This window comes from Monashia sp. HAY1-5C, from assembly GCF_056755255.1.
The window spans coordinates 23063-39919 of sequence record NZ_JBPGXG010000023.1 but is presented as its reverse complement, the minus strand read 5'-3'; the positions used below and the strand labels follow the sequence as shown (position 1 = coordinate 39919).

Annotated in this window: 19 protein-coding genes; 9 read left to right on the top strand and 10 right to left on the bottom strand. The window is 71.9% G+C overall.

The window, feature by feature from the left end; genetic code table 11:
* Positions 1-694, top strand: a 694-nt coding sequence (locus tag ACR9ZK_RS05800) for an IS481 family transposase (RefSeq protein WP_481340937.1), incomplete at its 5' end; no start/stop codon positions are given.
* A 13-nt stretch (positions 695-707) separates the two neighbouring features.
* Here the strand turns inward: ACR9ZK_RS05800 and ACR9ZK_RS05795 are convergent.
* Entirely contained in the window at positions 708-1280 is a 573-nt protein-coding gene (locus tag ACR9ZK_RS05795) for a DUF6529 family protein (protein WP_481340936.1), read from the bottom strand.
* A gap of 85 nt (positions 1281-1365) precedes the next feature.
* The gene (locus tag ACR9ZK_RS05790; RefSeq protein ID WP_481340935.1) at positions 1366-1887 is read right to left on the bottom strand and encodes a nitroreductase family protein; all 522 of its coding nucleotides are present in this window, start codon (positions 1885-1887) and stop codon (positions 1366-1368) included.
* A 221-nt stretch (positions 1888-2108) separates the two neighbouring features.
* Between ACR9ZK_RS05790 and ACR9ZK_RS05785 the strand changes: the two genes are divergently transcribed.
* Genes ACR9ZK_RS05785 through ACR9ZK_RS05775 form a run of 3 tightly spaced genes read left to right on the top strand, consistent with a single transcriptional unit; the run spans position 2109 to position 5736 of the window.
* Entirely contained in the window at positions 2109-2786 is a 678-nt protein-coding gene (locus ACR9ZK_RS05785; RefSeq protein ID WP_481340934.1) for a peptidoglycan-binding protein, read from the top strand.
* A gap of 11 nt (positions 2787-2797) precedes the next feature.
* A complete protein-coding gene (locus ACR9ZK_RS05780) occupies positions 2798-5275 on the top strand; it encodes a zinc metalloprotease (protein WP_481340933.1) in 2478 nt (825 codons plus the stop codon).
* A 47-nt stretch (positions 5276-5322) separates the two neighbouring features.
* Positions 5323-5736 carry a VOC family protein gene (locus tag ACR9ZK_RS05775; protein WP_481340932.1) on the top strand — a complete coding sequence of 138 codons (414 nt, stop codon included), beginning with the start codon at positions 5323-5325 and terminating at the stop codon, positions 5734-5736.
* Between the two features lie 47 nt (positions 5737-5783).
* Here ACR9ZK_RS05775 and ACR9ZK_RS05770 read toward each other — a convergent pair whose 3' ends face one another.
* The 5 genes from ACR9ZK_RS05770 to ACR9ZK_RS05750 all read right to left on the bottom strand — a co-directional run bounded on the left by ACR9ZK_RS05770 (position 5784) and on the right by ACR9ZK_RS05750 (position 10650).
* On the bottom strand, positions 5784-6221 hold the full coding sequence (locus ACR9ZK_RS05770; protein WP_481340931.1) for a ribonuclease H family protein: 438 nt from the start codon (positions 6219-6221) through the stop codon (positions 5784-5786).
* A 386-nt stretch (positions 6222-6607) separates the two neighbouring features.
* On the bottom strand, positions 6608-7123 hold the full coding sequence (locus ACR9ZK_RS05765; protein ID WP_481340930.1) for a hypothetical protein: 516 nt from the start codon (positions 7121-7123) through the stop codon (positions 6608-6610).
* Between the two features lie 161 nt (positions 7124-7284).
* The gene (locus ACR9ZK_RS05760; protein WP_481340929.1) at positions 7285-8445 is read right to left on the bottom strand and encodes a DUF4236 domain-containing protein; all 1161 of its coding nucleotides are present in this window, start codon (positions 8443-8445) and stop codon (positions 7285-7287) included.
* A 65-nt stretch (positions 8446-8510) separates the two neighbouring features.
* Complete coding sequence (locus ACR9ZK_RS05755) at positions 8511-10049, bottom strand: HNH endonuclease family protein (protein ID WP_481340928.1); 1539 nt, start codon at positions 10047-10049, stop codon at positions 8511-8513.
* 142 nt (positions 10050-10191) lie between these two features.
* Positions 10192-10650: an ArsI/CadI family heavy metal resistance metalloenzyme gene (locus ACR9ZK_RS05750; RefSeq protein ID WP_481340927.1), complete on the bottom strand. Its 459-nt coding sequence runs from the start codon at positions 10648-10650 to the stop codon at positions 10192-10194.
* A gap of 96 nt (positions 10651-10746) precedes the next feature.
* On the opposite strand from ACR9ZK_RS05750, the gene ACR9ZK_RS05745 reads away from it, so the two are divergent.
* From ACR9ZK_RS05745 to ACR9ZK_RS05735, 3 genes are read left to right on the top strand one after another with little or no spacing between them, the layout of a single operon-like run.
* Positions 10747-11097: a metalloregulator ArsR/SmtB family transcription factor gene (locus ACR9ZK_RS05745; protein ID WP_481340938.1), complete on the top strand. Its 351-nt coding sequence runs from the start codon at positions 10747-10749 to the stop codon at positions 11095-11097.
* Positions 11094-11813, top strand: coding sequence for an aquaporin (locus ACR9ZK_RS05740; RefSeq protein WP_481340926.1), 720 nt, complete (start codon positions 11094-11096; stop codon positions 11811-11813). Before ACR9ZK_RS05745 ends, ACR9ZK_RS05740 begins: the two co-directional genes overlap by 4 nt.
* The gene (locus ACR9ZK_RS05735; RefSeq protein WP_481340925.1) at positions 11810-12244 is read left to right on the top strand and encodes an arsenate reductase ArsC; all 435 of its coding nucleotides are present in this window, start codon (positions 11810-11812) and stop codon (positions 12242-12244) included. Before ACR9ZK_RS05740 ends, ACR9ZK_RS05735 begins: the two co-directional genes overlap by 4 nt.
* A gap of 93 nt (positions 12245-12337) precedes the next feature.
* Here the strand turns inward: ACR9ZK_RS05735 and ACR9ZK_RS05730 are convergent, their stop codons facing one another.
* The 3 genes from ACR9ZK_RS05730 to ACR9ZK_RS05720 all read right to left on the bottom strand — a co-directional run bounded on the left by ACR9ZK_RS05730 (position 12338) and on the right by ACR9ZK_RS05720 (position 15498).
* Positions 12338-13753: an alkaline phosphatase PhoX gene (locus tag ACR9ZK_RS05730; protein ID WP_481340924.1), complete on the bottom strand. Its 1416-nt coding sequence runs from the start codon at positions 13751-13753 to the stop codon at positions 12338-12340.
* Positions 13754-14221: 468 nt separating this feature from the next.
* Complete coding sequence (locus ACR9ZK_RS05725) at positions 14222-14839, bottom strand: DUF1254 domain-containing protein (protein WP_481340923.1); 618 nt, start codon at positions 14837-14839, stop codon at positions 14222-14224.
* On the bottom strand, positions 14836-15498 hold the full coding sequence (locus ACR9ZK_RS05720) for a DUF1214 domain-containing protein (RefSeq protein ID WP_481340922.1): 663 nt from the start codon (positions 15496-15498) through the stop codon (positions 14836-14838). Before ACR9ZK_RS05720 ends, ACR9ZK_RS05725 begins: the two co-directional genes overlap by 4 nt.
* 372 nt (positions 15499-15870) lie before the next feature.
* Here ACR9ZK_RS05720 and ACR9ZK_RS05715 point away from each other — a divergent pair, with 372 nt between their 5' ends.
* Together ACR9ZK_RS05715 and ACR9ZK_RS05710 are read left to right on the top strand one after the other, a co-directional pair.
* Positions 15871-16542, top strand: coding sequence for an O-methyltransferase (locus tag ACR9ZK_RS05715; RefSeq protein WP_481340921.1), 672 nt, complete (start codon positions 15871-15873; stop codon positions 16540-16542).
* Between the two features lie 64 nt (positions 16543-16606).
* Complete coding sequence (locus ACR9ZK_RS05710) at positions 16607-16807, top strand: hypothetical protein (protein WP_481340920.1); 201 nt, start codon at positions 16607-16609, stop codon at positions 16805-16807.
* Positions 16808-16857: the final 50 nt, after the last annotated feature.

Genomic DNA, 16857 nt, shown 5'->3' with positions numbered 1-16857 from the left:
CGACGTGCTCGGCCCGAGGGTCGGGGTCCCGGCGCGGACAGTCTCACGGATCCTGCGCCGCCACCAGGTGCCCTACCTGCGTGACTGCGACCCGATCACCGGCGAGCTGATTCGCTCCTCGAAGCAGACCGCGATCCGGTACGAGCGGGAGCGGCCAGGCGAGCTGGTGCACATGGACGTCAAGAAGATCGGCCGCATCCCCGACGGCGGAGGCTGGCGGGTTCACGGTCGCGCCACCCCCCGAGACCGGGTCAACGGCCCCGGGTACGACTACGTCCACTCGATCGTCGATGACCACTCCCGGCTGGCCTACAGCGAGATCCTTCCTGACGAGAAAGGCGTCACGTGCGCGGCCTTCCTCGAGCGCGCGATCGGCTACTTCGCCCACCATGGCATCACCCGAATCGAGAGGTTGATGACCGACAACGCTTGGGCGTACCGCTATTCCCTGCGAGCGGTGTGCGCCGAGCATGGCATCCGACAGAAGTTCATCAAGCCCCACTGCCCGTGGCAGAACGGCAAGGCGGAGCGCCTGAACCGCACCCTGGCCACCGAGTGGGCCTACCGGCAGCTCTTCACCAGCAACGCCGACCGTGCCGCCGCTCTTGCGCCATGGCTGCAGCACTACAACACTGAACGCCGCCACAGCGCGCTCGGAGGCCACCCGCCGATCAGTCGACTGTCACCAACCTGATGGCCGGGTACATCTAGGCGGGCCAGCCCCGCGCAGCGATGTACCAGGCGGCCGACGTCAGCACGACGACGACGAGGAGCGCGAAGAGCAGGCCGCCGGCCACGGGCAGGAACCACCCGGGCGCGCGCTTCGAGCGAACCGCCACCGCCTTGACCACCAGCGCCCCGATGACGACGCAGCCGAGCACGCCGTGCACGAGCGTCCGCATCGGCACGGGCTCTCCGCTCGCGAAGGTCCCGGTCTCCAGGCCCAGCGCCCACAGACAGTGGTAGGCCACGACGACGATGAGCACGACGGCAACCGCGCCCGAGACCCGGTGTGCCGTTCCGAGCCAGGAGGGCGCCCGGACGCCGAGCCGGCCGTACATCCAGAGCGCTCCGACGAGCTGGAGCACGGCGAGCACCCCGATGACCACGGACAGCACGACCTTCATGTCGACGACCGTTCGGAAGCCGAACGTCGTCGTGCCGGCGAGGGTCGGGTCGTGCACCTTGCCGAACACCCCGACGAGCAGGGCAACGACGGCCCCGGTGGCGAACCCGGCCAGGGGGACGGCGGTGCTCCTCGACGGCGTGGTGTCTGCCATGGCGTCAGGATGCTCCTGCGCCGGCTCGTGCGGGAGCGGAACGCCGGAACGCCCGCCCGACGACCCGCGTGTGGCGTCGGACCGGTCACCAGCCGCCGCGGTGCACCACCTCGTCGAAGGGACGCCGGTCCGGCCGTTCGATGACGGCCAACGGCTTGTCCGACGGGTAGCCGACGGCCAGCAGGTAGGCGAGGAACCGCCCGTCGGGAAAGCCGAGGACGGCCCTGGCCTGGTCCTGGTCGACGGCGGCAGCATGGCCCGTGCCGACGCCCAGGTCGGCCGCGGCGACGGCCATCGCATACGTGGCCTGGCCGAGGTCGTACTGGAGCAGGGCCGACTGTCGGTCGTCCTGCGGCTCCGGCGCGACGATCGCGATCGCGGCCGCCGCACCGGCGACGTGCCTGGCGCCCTGCCAGACCTTCGCCAGCTCGACGAGCTGCGCCCTGTCGGTGACGAGCACGAAGTCCCACGGCTGCCAGTTGCCCGCCGACGGGGCGCGTCGCCCAGCATCGAGGATGCGGTCGAGCGCCTCGTCGGGAACGCGCTGCTCGGTGAACTGCCGTACGTTCCGCCGCGCCCGCAGGGCGTCCCACGTCTCCACGGTCACATCGTGCGCCTCCGGTGCCGGGTGTCGCCACCTCGGTTCGTGGTCGTCACGAAAAGACGGACGTGGACCGACGCGCTTTTCGGGGTAAGGCCAACAGTGACCTTCTGCGAGGCCCGCACCAGCGTCCGGACACGCACGCGGCGTCCGGACGGGCCGGCTGCTTCGCAGGACGGGCCTCAACCAGAGCAAGGGCGCCGGAGGGCGCCGGGATGGAGCACCTGATGAGCGATTCGGATCTGCCCCCCGTCTCGAAGGAAGAGCTTGCCGCGGAGACGGGTGCGGCGTTGCCTGACAAGGAGGTCATGTCGCTGCTCGACCTCAACGCCGACCTCAACCTGGCGCTGGACGTGGCGGCGCCGATCGACCTGGCCGTGGCGGCCAACGCCAACGTCGCCGCGCCGATCGCGGGTGCCGTCGGCGCCAACGTCCTGTCGGTCGGCTCCACGGACGCCGCCCTGGCGCACCAGGCGGTCACCATCGACCAGGGCCTGACCGGGTCGGCGATCGCGGACGCACCGCAGCACAGCGACATCCAGCAGACCACGCCCGACACGTCGACGGCGCCCGCCCCGAGCACGACGCCGGACGCCGGCACGACCACGGGCACCACGGGCACCACGGGCACCACGGCGGACACGACGCCGTCCTCGGTGCTCAGTGGCAACCTGCTCAACATCGACGTGAACGCCGCCGCAGACGCCAAGCTCACCGCTCCGGTCGACGGCGCCGTGGCGGCCAACGCCAACGTCGCTGCGCCGATCGACGCGTCCGTGTCGGCCAACATCGGCTCGGTGGACTCGCAGGCCGTCTCGGTCGCCGACCAGAGCGGCACCATCACCCAGCACCTGGACGGCACCGCGCAGGCCACGGCTGACCAGACCTCGTCGATCAAGCAGTAGCCAGGTCCCTCGTGAGCCTCACCTCGTCGCCGCGCGGGGTGCCGGCGCACGACGCCACGGCGTCTGCTGCCGGCACCCCCGCGTCGAGGACCATCTCCCCCGGTGCCATCGACTCGGCTGCCCCCGCATCCGTGGACGAGCGCCCGCACCGGGCCGAGGGCATCGAGCTGCTCGGTGAGCTGACGGGCTCGGGCTATCGCACCGCGCCCTCGCTCGTGCGCCGCCGGGGTGGCCAGACCGTCCAGCTGACGCCGCTGCTGTACCTGGTGCTCAAGACGATCGACGGTCGGCGCACGTTCGCGCAGGTCGCCGAGGCGGTCAGCACCGAGTACGGCCGTCGGGTCGGTGCCGACGACGTGCGGGGCCTGGTCGTCTCCCAGCTACGGCCGCTCGGCCTCGTTCGGGGCGCCGACGGCTCCGAACCGCCGGCGCACCGGTCGAACCCGTTGCTGGCCCTGCGCCTCCGGTGGGTCGTCTCCGACCCGCGCGTGACGCGACGGCTGACGACGCCCTTCGCGGTGCTGTTCGCACCGGTGGTCGTCGTGCCGGTGGTCCTCGCCTTCGCCGTGATCTCGGCGTGGGTGCTGTTCACCAAGGGGCTTGCCTCGGCCACCCACCAGGCCTTCGACCAGCCCCTGCTGCTCGTGGTCGTCTTCGCGATCACCATCCTGTCCGCCGGCTTCCACGAGTTCGGGCACGCCGCCGCCTGCCGGTACGGGGGCGCGACGCCGGGTGCGATGGGCACCGGTCTCTACCTGGTGTGGCCCGCGTTCTACACCGATGTCACCGACAGCTACCGCCTCGGCCGGGCCGGGCGACTGCGGGTCGACCTCGGCGGGCTCTACTTCAACGCCATCGTGAGCGTGGCGATGTTCGTCGTCTGGGCCGGCACGGGGTGGGACGCGATCCTGCTCATCCTTGCGGCACAGCTGCTCCAGATGGTCCGCCAGCTGGCTCCGATGGTGCGTTTCGACGGCTACCACGTCCTGGCAGACCTGACCGGTGTCCCGGACCTCTACGCGCGCATCGGACCGATCCTGCTCAGCCTGTGGCCCGGACGCCGGACCGACCCCCGTGTGGCCGCGCTCAGGCGGGGCCCACGGGTCGTCGTCACCGCCTGGGTGCTGTGCATCGTGCCGCTGCTGGCGTTCACGCTCGTCATGATGGTGCTGGCGCTCCCCCGGGTGCTCGGCACCGCCTGGGCCGCCCTGGGCCGGCAGTCCCACGCGCTTGCCGTCGACTGGGCGGGAGGTGACGCCCTCGGGGTGACCGTCCGGGTCCTGGCCGTCGTGGCCATCGCCCTGCCGGTCCTCGGCTCCCTGCTCCTGCTCGCCCGCCTGGTGCGCACCACGAGTGCCACGGTCTGGCGCCGCACCGCGGGCCACCCCGGGCGTCGCGTCGTCGCGGGTGTCGTCGCAGCGGCCGTGGTCGCCGGCCTCGGGTACGCATGGTGGCCCGACGCCAACCGCTACCGGCCCGTCCAGCCCTTCGAACGAGGCACCCTCACCCAGGCCGTGGCATCTGCGGGGTACGCGATCACGGGCACGCCGAGCCTGCAGGACGGCCAGATCATCGAGTCGCAACCCTCGGTGTGGGCCTCGACCTCCACGCCCCCGACGCGGGAGCACCCCCAGCTGGCCCTCGTCCTCATCCCGAGGCAGGACAGTCAGAACGGCCAGACCACCCAGACCACCGCGGGCGCTTCCGCACAGCCGGCCTGGGTCTTCCCGTTCAACCGGCCGGCCGCCCCGGGCCCCGGCGACAACCAGGCACTCGCCGTCAACACCAGGGACGGGTCCACCCTGTACGACGTCGCCTTCGCCCTCGTCTGGGCCGACGGCACCAGCGTCACCAACGCGAACGAGGCCTACGCCTTCGCCAGCTGCACCGGGTGCACCACTGTGGCAGTGGCCTTCCAGGTCGTCCTCATCACCGGCAGCGCCAACATCGCCATCCCCCAGAACGTCGCCGGTGCCGTGAACTACTCCTGCGTCCAGTGCCTGACCTACGCCCTGGCCCAGCAGCTGGTCCTCACCGTGCCGGCCCAGCTCTCCCCTGAGACGCGACAACGCCTCGACGCGCTCTGGACGCAGATCACCGCGTTCGCTGCGACCATCCAGGGCCTGCCCCTCGACCAGGTCAGGGCCCGGCTGCTCGAGTTCCAGAGCCAGATCCAGACGCTCATCGGCACGCAGGGCAGCCCCAGCCAGACGCCCACCACGGCGACCTCGTCCCCGACGTCCAGCACGCCTCCGGCGACGACACCTCTGACCACGCCCGCGTCCCCCTCGGCCACCAGCGCCCCACCGAGCCCCAGCACGACAACGCCCACCTCGGAGCCTGCACCCACCAGCACGGCGCCCGTTCCGACCGCCACGTCCGGCTCGAGCAGCGCGCCGGCCGCCGGGAGCACGACCGCGACGACCAGCACCAGCGTCCCCGCGCCGACGACCAGCACGACGCCGGCCGCGGCGACGACCAGCCCCTGACAGGCGATCTCCCCGTTGGCGCCACCGGCCATGGACAGGACCGGCCCATGAGAACACTGCACGTCGGGCTTCAGGTCGCGGACCTGGAGCGTTCGCTCGCGTTCTACACCGCCCTGGGCTACACCGTGCTCGGCACCGTGCCGCAGACGCAGTTCGGCAGCCTGACGATGCTCAAGCTCCCCGGTGACGAGTTCGTGACCCTCGAGCTCGTCCACAGTCCCGACAGGGGCCGGGTCGATCCCCAGGGTCTCCACCACCTCGTCATCCAGGTCGAGTCCATGACCGCGATCGTCGATGGCCTCGCCGCCAGGGGAGTGACCGCCGAACCGCCCAGCTCGCCCGATGGCTCGGAGGTGTTCTGGACGTCCTGGGTCACCGATCCCGACGGCTACCGCATCGAGCTGGTGCAATGGCCCCCCGGTCACGCCGAGGGCATGAGCGAGTCCGACCTCCCGGGCTAGGTGCGGCCGTTCCACACCTGCATCCGCGACGTCCGCAACCGGCGGTGCTAGTCGAGGTTGCGACTGGCCGCCACAGCGAGCTCGTCGACGAGGTCGTTCATCTCGTGGCCGGAGTGACCCTTGACCCACTGGAAGGCCACGTCGCCGCGCTCCCGGACGGCCATCACCAGCGGCTCCCACAGGTCACGGTTGGCGACCGGCTTCTTCTGCGAGGTGGTCCAGTCGCGCGTGAGCCATCCGTCCCACCACGCGTCGCGGAAGCAGTTCACGACATAGGTCGAGTCGCTGACGACGACGAGGGGTCCGCTGAGGGCGGTGACGGCTTCGAGCGCGGCGCGGATCTCCATCCGCTGGTTCGTGCTCGGTCGTTCGGAGCCCGACGCGAAGACGTCACGGTCGATCGCCCAGGCCCACCCGCCCGGCCCGGGGTTTCCCGAGCACGCGCCGTCGGTGTAGACGAACCTCGCTCCCTCAGGAGCAGCCATCGGCGCTTTCGGTGTCCGGGCTCTGCCCGTGGTCGTGCTGCACGCCGCGCCGGACCGCGCCCGCCGCGACGAGGTCACGCCCGGGAGAGCGAGCTCGGCCCTGCAGTCTGCGTGCACCCACGCGGCGTTGCGGCCGCCCCCGGAGACGATCTCGTCACCGGGCCGAACCGGTCCCTGGCATGCGGTGCAGTGTCCCGGAAACTTGGCGAGCACCGTTCTCCTCTCAGCCCGGTCGACCTGTGGCCGCACCCGCACGGGGTGCGACACGGTTCGACCACCACGTGCGCGTCCGAGCGTAGTCATCCCGGCGGACACCGAGGACGGGCCCACTCTCGTACGGGCCGGCCTCGCGGCTGCCGTGCGGTGGGCACGAAGCATCTCGTCGTCTAGGCGGGATACAGCTCGCGTGGCGGCGTGTCCTCCGGCGTCTCGAGGCTGATGTTGAGCCTGGCGGCCGAGTCCCGGATTCGCTCGAGCTCGCTGTCCAACAAGGTGATGATGGTCGTCAGGGCGTTGACTCGTTCCTGCTCGGTCTGGGCGGTGCGGACCTTGAGCTGCCACTGGGAGTCGACCGATCGGAGCGTCGACCGCGCCGAGGCGCCGAGCGTGCGCAGCTCGGACGCCCGTCCCTCCCACTTGAAGTACGACTCCATGCCGGTGATCGCCGCGATGACGATGCCGAGCGCACTGAAGACGAGCACGATGACCCGCGAGTCGGTCGCGCCGCCGACGATGCTCTCGCGCGCCGCGACGAGCGCGCCCGCGAGGATGACGACCACCCGCGCGATCTCCGAACGGCGCCGGAGCGAGCGGGAATGCGCCGGGATCCGTTCGACGAGAAGGCCCAGCTCGTCCTGGCGCGTGTTGACCGACCGCTGCAGACTCTCGGTGATGCCGGACATCGAACCCCCAGTCGCTCCGGAGTAGGTCCATAGTGCACCCGGACTCGACGCCCGGAACGCGGATCCACCCCGGTCGGCGCGCCTGTCCGTCGTGAGCCCCACCGGAGGGAGTGGTCTCGGCGGCCCTTCGGGGAGGTTGAGGCGCCGGTCTTCAGGGCGGCTCAGACGTCCATCTCGTCAACGGGCCGGGACCACGCCTCGAGGAGGGCTGCCGCCGGTGAGCCCGGGTCCACCGCCAGCGCGACGACCTCCCGAGTGCTGCCCTTGAGGCGCATCTCCGCGCCGTCGGCAGCCATGGCCACCCTCAGCGGGTCGAGGCTGGGCCAGTCGAGGTGGGCGAGGGCGTCGCGTCGCAACGTACCGGCATAGATGGGCTCGACATCGCCGGTGCCGTCCGGGCGCACGACGAGCACCCGGACCTCGGTGGCGGCCACGGCCACGGCGAGGGCCTCCTTGGCGGTCGCCAGGACGGTCGAGGCCACGGAGGTCGCGTACAGGACGTTGCGGTCCGTCTTGGACCGCTTGCGCAGGGTCGGCTTGCCGCCCGGTGTGCGGTCCGCCCGGTGCTCCGGTACGAGGTCGATGCCGGCGTAGGTGACGACGGCGGTGACGTAACGGGCGCCCGTGTCGGGGACGGTGCCGGCGTCGACGCACGTGGAGTCGCTGGCGTTGTCGGCGAACGCGTCATCGACGGCCGAGATCACCGTGAGCGGGTCGTGGTCGCGCAACGCCTCCCGGTCCTGGTCGAGCTGGGACTGGTCCCACTGCACGCTGACCAGCTCGCCGGTGTGCCGTCGCCAGGCCTCGACGGGCGCTTGCTGCCCGGCCCACGTCCTGGCCTGCTTCCGCAGGGCCCGACTCCACACGGGCACACCGGCGGTCGCCGTCCGGTACAGCTCGCGGCGCACCGCATCGACCTCAGGGCGACCGGGTGGTGCTGGGAGCGGCAGGACCTGCCGCTGCGGGTCGGCGAAGGCGGCCACGTGCAGGGTCGTCAGGGACCGCTCGAGGGCGGCGACGTCGGCAACCTGCTGCGCTCGCTCCGCAGCGCGAGCCTGCGCCTGCAGCTGCGCGACGGTGGGCTGCGCGGGCCGGCGTGTGCCGCCGGTCGACCGTGGCGACGATGCGTGGGCTGACGTGCGCCGCTGCCCACCACCGAGGGTGGTGGACAGCGTGACCGGCCCGGCCCCGGTCGAGACGCGGGTGCGGCCGGCGCCGACGTGTACCCGGGCGGCGCGCGGCCCGACGCTGGCGCGTACGCCTCGGCTCGAGGCGCGGACGCGGACGCCCGGGGCGATCTTGAAGGAGACGCCGAACCCCATCTACCGGTCCTTCCCTGCAGCGACCCGTGTCGGGACGAGCGTGTGGATGTCTGGCACGGCTCTGCTCAGGCCGATCGCCAGCGGGCCCGGATGTCGCCGGCCTTGAACGTGCACCGCATCAGCGTGCCCTTGGTGGTGTAACCCATCGCCCCTGCCGGGGAGCAGAAGGCGCCCGGGTGGACCCCTTGGACCATCGTCGGGCTCGCCGGCTCGGGTGCCGGCTCGGGCGCCGGCTTCGGTGTCGGAGCGGGGACGGGGGCGGCGTAGAGCGGGAACCCGCCCAGCGCGGCCACCGCCACCGACGGAGGCGCCGTGGCGGGGCACGTGCTCAGTACCCGGACCATGGCGGCGCGTTCCGCGGAGGTCACCGCCAGCCGGTACCTGGCCTTGACCGCGACCTGTCGCGCGACGTAGGTGCACCGGTAGGCCGTGGCCGGCGGCAGCCAGGTGGCCGTGTCACCGCTCCCCTTGGACGCGTTGACCGTGGCGGACACCACCACGAGGTTGAGGGTGTCGTTGGCGAACGACGTCCGTCGGGACTGGGGCCATGCGGCGGCGCCCTTTGCCCAGGCGTCGGCGAGGGCGACCACGTGGTCGATCTGGACCGCCGAGGTGCGGGCCGTCCGGGAGTAGGAGATCGTCGTCGCCGTGTACGGGTCCCTCAGCGTGCCGGTCATGACCGCACAGCCGTTCGTGCCGGCCTTGAGGGTGACGGCGCGCAGGTCGCGGCGCAGGGTGTCGTTGCGCTGGTCGCAGCCATTGCGGTCGGTGTCGGTCCAGGCGGCCCCGAACTCGGCCCGCGAGTAGCCCGTCATCGGGCCGCGGCCCCGCACCGCCAGCGTGGCGACGAGCGCCAATGCCGTCCCCGGTCGTGCCGCGCGGATGGCGGCCAGCACGGGGTCCGCCTCGGTGGTGACCGTGGCGCTCGGCGACGGGGCCGGGCTCGTCGTCGGGGGTTCGGAGGGCGCCGAGGGCGACGGCCCGGGCGTCCGGGTCGGCGACGCCGTGCCGGTCTGTGCAGCCGGTGGTGCCGAGACCGTCGCGGTGGCCGGGGACAGGGCCGAGCCGACGGACACGGCTGCGATGGCGCCGACGAGCGCGGCGACGCCGGAGGCTCTGCCGGGCAGGTGGGCCCAGCGGACGCGTCCGCGGACCAGCGCCACGACGGACACGACGAACGCGAAGAGTCCCGCGAGGAGAAGTGCACTACCGGGTCCGCCGGCGAGCCCGAGCAGGGCGCTGGCCGCGAGGCCACCCCAGCCCCACCAGGCGACCCTGCGGGCCCCCTCCCCGATCCCGGCCGTACCGGGGGACGGTGGTGCGTCGCTCGACCGCACGGGCGAAACGCCCGGGGCGGCCTGCTCGAGCCACGGTGGACGCAGGGCCTGCGTGGACCCGTACGACGTGTCACCGCCCAGGGCGGCCGGCCCGGAGGCGGCCGCCGGGGAGGTCGGCGACCCTGAGGGCGCCTCGGCGGCGTTCGTCCAGAACTGCCAGCCCTGTGGAGCCGGCGGCCACGACGGGTCGGGCAGCCACCCCTCCGGCGGCACCCAACCGGGGACGGGTGCAGGCCATCCCGGCGGGGGGTTGAACACAACAGCCATGTGCAGTCAGCAGTTCCCTGGATGAGTGGTGGCGGACGGCGCTCGCCGCCGTCGGCACCGTATCCCGCCCGTTCTGCGGCCGTGCCCGATTCGCGAATCTTGCTGGCAGAGCGACTTCTCGGCTGTCAGAGCCCGGCTCGCGCTAGCAGCACGTCGTCGCGGTCGGGAGCGCTCCGGCGACAGGCTCGCGGTCACAGCAGGTGGAGGCGTCGGCGTCCTCTCCGGCGAAGGAGGCGGAGTCGGCCAGCACCGTGTAGACCTCCCATCGCTCGCCGTCGGGGGTCCCCTCGACCCAGAACTTGTCCTGCTTGGCGTAGCAGCACGTCGTGCCCCGCTCGTCGAGCGTGGCCAGGCCGTGCGTGGCCAGCCGGGACTGCTCCGCGTCGACGGCGGCGGCGCTGTCGACCTCGACGCCGAGGTGGTTGAGGCTGCCACCGTGCCCGGGGTTCTCGATGAGCACGAGCTTCAGCGGCGGCTCGGTGATGGCGAAGTTGGCATAGCCGGGACGCGTCTTGGCCGGTTCGGCGCCGAACAGCGCGGAGTAGAACGTGACCGAGGCCTGCAGGTCCTCGACGTTGAGGGCGAGCTGGATGCGACGCATGGGTGGCTCCTCTAGAGATCGATGATTGTCGATGTGTGTACGACGAGGTTGCACCAACGCATCGACGTCTGTCAATATCGACGCGTGTCGAACTCTGTGACGTTGACCCTGACGCCGGCCGAGGCCGTGGCCTGCTGCTCTCCGCTGAGCCGTGAGCCGCTGAGCCAGGACGCCGCCGAGCGGATCGCGCCGATGCTCAAGGCGTTGGCGGACCCGGTCCGCCTGCGGCTGCTGTCGCTGGTGGCATCCCATGAGGGCGGTGAGGCCTGTGTCTGCGACCTCAACGACGCGTTCGAGCTGTCGCAGCCGACGATCAGCCACCACCTCAAGGTGCTGCACGAGGCCGGGCTGCTCGAGCGGGAGAAGCGTGGTGTCTGGGTGTACTACCGGTCCAGCCCGAACGCCATGTCCTCGTTGGCGACGCTCATCTCCGACACCGCGTCGTGAGGCTCCGTGAGAAGGTCGCGGCCGAGTTCGTCGGGAGCGCGTTCCTCGTCGCGGCCGTCGTCGGCTCCGGCATCGCGGCCAGCCGGCTGTCACCACACGACGTGGGGCTGCAGCTGCTGGAGAACGCCGTCGTCACCGGCGCCGTGCTCGTGGCGCTGATCCTGGCCCTGCACCCGGTGTCCGCCTCGTTCAACCCGGTCATCACGGTGCTCGAGCGCGCGCTCGGGACGCTGTCCACCCGGGTCACCGCCGCCCTCGTCGTGGCGCAGCTCGCCGGGGCGGCGACCGGTGCCCTGGTCGCCAACCTCATGTTCGACCTGCCCGCGATCACTGTGTCCCAGCACATCCGCTCCGGCTCCGGAGTCTGGCTCGGCGAGGTCGTCGCGACGCTGGGTCTGGTGGTCGTCGTGTTCGGCACACTGCGTGGCACATCCCGCAGCCCATTCCCTGGCGCGGACAGCAGCCGCGTCGCCTACGCCGTCGGCGGCTACATCACCGGCGCGTACTGGTTCACCAGCTCGACCTCGTTCGCCAACCCGGCCGTCACCGTGGCCCGGATGCTGTCGGACACCTTCGCCGGCATCGCCCCCGTCAGCGTCCTGGCCTTCATCGCGGCCCAGCTGGTGGGCGGCGCCGCCGGGCTCGGTCTCGTCGCACTGCTCCACCCCAGCCGGTCCGACGCCCCAGCCTCCCCCGTCCGAAAGGCACGCCCGTGACCGACACCCCCTCGCCCGACAACCGCTCGACCGACCGGCCCACCGTCCTGTTCGTCTGCGTGCACAACGCGGGGCGGTCCCAGATGGCCGCCGGCTACCTGCAGCACCTCGCCGGCGACCGCATCGACGTCCTGTCGGCCGGGTCCCAGCCGGCCGAGCAGGTCAACCGGGTCGCGGTGCAGGCGATGGCCGAAGAGGGCATCGACATCACGGCCGAGACACCGAAGCTGCTCACCGAGTCAGCCGTGCGGGAGGCCGACGTCGTGGTCACCATGGGTTGCGGCGACGCCTGCCCGTTCTACCCCGGGAAGCGCTACGAGGACTGGGTCCTCGACGACCCGGCCGGCCAGGACCTCGAGCACGTCCGACCCATCCGTGACGAGATCCGCCACCGCATCGAGCGGCTGGTCAGCTCGCTGACCAGCCGCTGATCCGCCCACCACGGCGCGGAGCTGGGCCGCCGTCCCCCGGTGCGGACGGCGGCCCCGCCGCCAGGACTGCTGCGTCGCGGACGGCCGGGAGGGTCAGGCCTCGGCGTTGCTCGGACGCGCCCACGGACCGGTGATCGCGAAGACGTACCCGGGCGACTGGATGTTGGCGAAGAGCACCTTGCCGTCGGCGCTGAAGGCCGGGCCGGTGAACTCATTGTCGTTGAGGTCGTTGCGGGCCAACGGGTAGGACTTGCCCTGGTCGGTCACGCCGACGAGGTGCTGGATGCCCTCGCCGTCCTCGGCCATGATGATGCCGCCGTAGGGCGAGAGCGTCATGTTGTCGGGGCCGTCGTAGCTGTCGGTGTCGACGTCCGGGTCGGGGTTGACGGCGAAGATCGTCTTCAGCGTCACGGTCTCGGTCCGGGGGTCGTAGAACCACACCTGCCCGTCGTGCTCGTTGGCGATGCCGTCGCTGCTGCGCGCGAAGCTGGCGACGAAGTAGGCGCCGCCGTCGCCCCACCACGCTCCTTCGAGCTTGCGGCTGCGCGTGATCTCGTCGTCCGCGAACTGCTTGCGCACCGAGGTCGTCCGGGCCTCGCGGTCGGGTACCGGTCTCCACCGGACCGTGTAGCGGGTGCCCGCCTGCGTCGCGAGGGACAGGTCGGGGATGTGCGTGTCGCCGCGGTAGCAGCTCATCGCCTCCAGCTCGCCGGCCCTGTCGCCGCCGTCGGAGAGCGCGAGCTCGCGCAGGGCGTCCTTGCCGCCGGTGAACCCTGCCGGGGGCGTCCACCGGTAGTACAGGCCGTTGGGGCCGCCGGCGTCCTCCGTCTCGTAGATGGTGTGCGTGGTCGGGTCGACGGCGACCGCCTCGTGGGAGAACCGGCCGAGGAACCTCAGCGGCACCGGGCTCTTGCCGAGGTTGGCCTCCTGGCTGCTCGGGTCGACCTCGAAGACGTAGCCGTGGTCCTTGAGGTAGCGGCCGCCCATCCTCTGCTCCGTCTCCTCACAGGTCAGCCAGGTTCCCCACGGCGTCTCGCCCCCGGCGCAGTTGTTGTGGGTGCCGGCGACGCTCGTGTACTCGCGGATGCGGGTGCCATCCGCGTCCACGTCGATGTTCGACGTGCCGCCGCGGGCGCCCTCGTCGTAGGTGAGCCCGGCCAGCGGCGGGACCCCGAAGGGCTCGCTGCCACCGATCTCGTGGTTGTTGACGAGGGTCGACCCGTTGCCGCGGGTGAAGACGCCCGTGCCGTCCGGGTCGCTCGCCGTCGGGACTCCGTCGACGGTCGGCGTCACCCCACTCTGCGTGACGATCCGGTAGGAGAACCCCGCCGGCAAGGCCAGCAGGCCCTTGGGGTCAGGAACCAGCGGCCCGTACCCGACCGACGACCGCGGGGCGGCCAGGGCGCTACCTCCTCCGGCGAGAACGTCGATGCTGCCGCTGATCGCGATGCCCAGGCCGGTGGCGGCCGTGCCTCTGAGGAAGCCACGGCGGTTGAGGGAGGTGGTCATGAGACGCCTTTCACGCGTTGGATGGTCGGGTCCAAGTCCATGCCTGACGGCTACCGGCCGCACCCAACTCCGGATGTCGGTCCGGTGAACGGTTCGGCCTCGGGGTCGACGCCTCTGGTCTCCCGGTCGGTGAGGGGTGACGATGGGCAGATGGCGGTTAGTGCGCAGGAGCGCGAGCAGGTGCAGCGCCCCAGCTGCTGGTGCTGCGGGAAGCCGTTCGACGAGCAGGACCTGACTCGGCTCGGGTCCCACCCGGAAGTGGGCGTCTGCGCCGGGTGCGCGCGTTGGCTGTCCCGCCGCGCCCGGGCCACGGCCGAAGAGGGGATGCGGACCCCAGGCGCTCTCGCCCGCAGGTCGGTCGCCGCCGCACGGGGCCTGGTCATGCGCGCCGGGCTGCAGCACTGGCCGCTCCTCGGGCCTGTGCTGCGACGTCTGGACCGACACCTTCCCTGAGGGGTCGAGGCGCCCTCACGACCCCGGCGGTCGTTCGGACTCTCCGGAGGGGGTCGGCGGTCCTGACAGCACGATCTGGGTCGCGAGGTGGTGGGCGGACGGCAGGTCGCTGTCCCCGTGGACGAGCACGCGGACGAAGATCAGAACCGCGTTGTGGGGTGAGGCTATTCGCGTCGTCCCGCTCGGGAGCGGGCCCGTCCAGTGTGGCCCGGTGATGAGGTGGTCGCCCGCCCGGTTGCCTGTCGTGCGGGTGCCGACGTAGGCGAAGTTCGTGTTCGTGGACGGGTCGGTGAGCTGGACGCTGTAGTAGCGGTCAGCCGCGTCCGGCACGTGCAGGAGCCGGGGCCCTTCTCGCAGGTCCAGCCAGCCGGCGGACATGAGCGTGTCCCGGTTCACGCCCGTGGTCGCCAGTGTCGAACCCGTGGTCGTGCCGACCGGGTCGGCGAACGAGGCCTGGGACTGGACGTAGAGCGAGTTCACCGGGATCGGGCCGCCGCCGAACCCGCTGACGAGGATGGCCCGCTTGAACACGGACAACAGCACGCGGGGCCAGAACCAGAGGGCAAGGAACCACGCCGCGACCATGGCTGTGGCGAAGGGCAGGAGGTGCTCGAGCTGCATGGCAGGGCTCACGAGGCCCGGGTCACGGGCGGAACGGCATACCGGCCCTCGAGGACGGCCCGGCCAGGAAGGTAGACGCGGAGCCAGAGGGTGAACCTGCCCGAGGGAGCAGGCAGCCAGTTGGCCTCACGGCCCACCGGCACGGTGCTCTGGATGTGGATGTCGACCGACCCGTCCGCGTTCGGCGCCAGCCCCGAGCGGTCGCCCACGCTGTACCGGCCGATCGGGTTGGGGACGAAGCGGTTCCGAGAATCGCCCATCGTCAGCGACCAGAACGCGTCGTTGGGTGGGAGCCCGCCCGCCGGGAAGTGCACGACGTAGCTGTGGAGGCCGCTCAGCGGCCGACCCGACTCATCGGCCTGCGTCGTCCAGTACACCGATTCCTCCGGCACGTTGACCGGACCCGGGAACACCCACGTGGCCGCGGCCCGCGACAGGAAGCCGTTCCCGGGGACACCGCATCCGGGCATCGTGACCCAGCCGTTGACCTTGACGGCTTTGACCCTCGCGAGGATCTCGACGGTGACGACGGCCAGCCCGACACCCACCAGCGCGCCCTGCAGGATCTCGGTACGGACCGGCCGTTCCGGGGTCGTCAGCATCCTGACGACGGCGTAGAGACAGACCGCCCCGACGAGGGCCGCAACGGCAGCAGACCGTCGCCGGCTCATGCCGCGGCCCCAGCCTCTTCTCCCCGGTCTGCCGCGATCCGCACGGCTCCACTCTGCCCTCGGCACGTCGCGGCTTCCAGTGCGAGCTGGAGGAGTTCTCCCGATGTGCCAGGGTCGACCTCGCGCGAATCGTGGGAGTGGCGCGAGGGATCCACGAGGAGGTGCGCCTCCCCGGCAAGCAGCACGGTGCGGCGACCGCAGCCGACCTTCGAGCGCGCGCTGGAGCTGTGGGACCTCGATCGCTCGGCCCAGGAACCCACGCCCGCCCCGGCCGACAAGCGGCATGGCGCGGCCGGGTCATGAGGTAGCCCTGGGTCACGGCACCGTCCGTGAGGGTGCCGCACCGCGTGGCAGGAGGCGTAGCGTCCGAGCATGCGCAGCTTCCCGGTGACCGACGTGATCCGCTCCTATGCCGTGGCTCATGGGACCTGGCGTCCCGACCGTGTGGTGCGTGAGCTGCAGGCGGAGACAGCCAAGCTCGGCGACGCGGCAGGCATGCAGATCGGCGACGACCAGGGCCAGCTCCTCACGATGCTCGCCCGGCTGGTCGGGGCGCGTCGGGCGGTCGAGGTGGGGACGTTCACGGGCTACTCGAGCCTGTGCATCGCCCGGGGCCTGGCCGAGGGAGGTTCACTGCTGTGTTGCGACGTCAGCCAAGAGTGGACCCAGATCGGGCAGCAGGCCTGGGCCGCGGCCGGTCTTGCCGACCGGATCGAGCTGCGGATCGCACCCGCGATCGACACCTTGCGGGCACTGCCCGCGACGGCGGACATCGACCTGGTCTTCATCGACGCGGACAAGCCCGGGTACGCCGCCTACTGGGAAGAGCTGGTGCCGCGCGTCCGGCCCGGAGGCCTGCTGCTCGCGGACAACGTCCTGTGGAGCGGCCGGATCGCCGATCCGGAGGTGACCGATACGAACACGACCGCGTTGCGCGACTTCAACGACCTCGTGGCCTCCGACGACCGCGTCGAGGCCGTCGTCCTGACCGCCTTCGACGGCCTGACGATCGCCCGGCGGTCGACCGCGCCCTCCGGGGCGTGATGACGCCGGTCGGGAGCGGCCGGCGCCACCGCCCGTGTGCCCGGGTCGACGAGGGGGGCGGGCGATGACCTTCTTCTGGACCGGGGTCGGCGTGCTGCTCGTGGTGGGCATCGGTCTGATCGTGTGGGGGTCCCTTCCCGGGCCGGGGCGGTCCGGCCAGGACGTCTCGGCGCGGCGCACCACCGAGACGCAGGTGGGGGCGTGGCTGGTGGGCGTCTCGCTGTGCGCCCTGGTGGTCGCCTACTTCACGGCCCGTTGGCCCTGAGGCCCGGCCTCCGTCGCCGGGGTCGCGCACCGTGGTGCTGCCACCCGACC

What these genes read in the sequence shown, in the direction of transcription:
- ACR9ZK_RS05795 (WP_481340936.1), bottom strand. Translation starts at nt 1,280, where the DNA reads ATGGCAGACACCACGCCGTCGAGGAGCACCGCCGTCCCCCTGGCCGGG.
- ACR9ZK_RS05785 (WP_481340934.1), top strand. Translation starts at nt 2,109, where the DNA reads ATGAGCGATTCGGATCTGCCCCCCGTCTCGAAGGAAGAGCTTGCCGCG.
- ACR9ZK_RS05775 (WP_481340932.1), top strand. Translation starts at nt 5,323, where the DNA reads ATGAGAACACTGCACGTCGGGCTTCAGGTCGCGGACCTGGAGCGTTCG.
- ACR9ZK_RS05770 (WP_481340931.1), bottom strand. Translation starts at nt 6,221, where the DNA reads ATGGCTGCTCCTGAGGGAGCGAGGTTCGTCTACACCGACGGCGCGTGC.
- ACR9ZK_RS05765 (WP_481340930.1), bottom strand. Translation starts at nt 7,123, where the DNA reads ATGTCCGGCATCACCGAGAGTCTGCAGCGGTCGGTCAACACGCGCCAG.
- ACR9ZK_RS05760 (WP_481340929.1), bottom strand. Translation starts at nt 8,445, where the DNA reads ATGGGGTTCGGCGTCTCCTTCAAGATCGCCCCGGGCGTCCGCGTCCGC.
- ACR9ZK_RS05755 (WP_481340928.1), bottom strand. Translation starts at nt 10,049, where the DNA reads ATGGCTGTTGTGTTCAACCCCCCGCCGGGATGGCCTGCACCCGTCCCC.
- ACR9ZK_RS05750 (WP_481340927.1), bottom strand. Translation starts at nt 10,650, where the DNA reads ATGCGTCGCATCCAGCTCGCCCTCAACGTCGAGGACCTGCAGGCCTCG.
- ACR9ZK_RS05730 (WP_481340924.1), bottom strand. Translation starts at nt 13,753, where the DNA reads ATGACCACCTCCCTCAACCGCCGTGGCTTCCTCAGAGGCACGGCCGCC.
- ACR9ZK_RS05720 (WP_481340922.1), bottom strand. Translation starts at nt 15,498, where the DNA reads ATGAGCCGGCGACGGTCTGCTGCCGTTGCGGCCCTCGTCGGGGCGGTC.
- ACR9ZK_RS05715 (WP_481340921.1), top strand. Translation starts at nt 15,871, where the DNA reads ATGCGCAGCTTCCCGGTGACCGACGTGATCCGCTCCTATGCCGTGGCT.
- ACR9ZK_RS05710 (WP_481340920.1), top strand. Translation starts at nt 16,607, where the DNA reads ATGACCTTCTTCTGGACCGGGGTCGGCGTGCTGCTCGTGGTGGGCATC.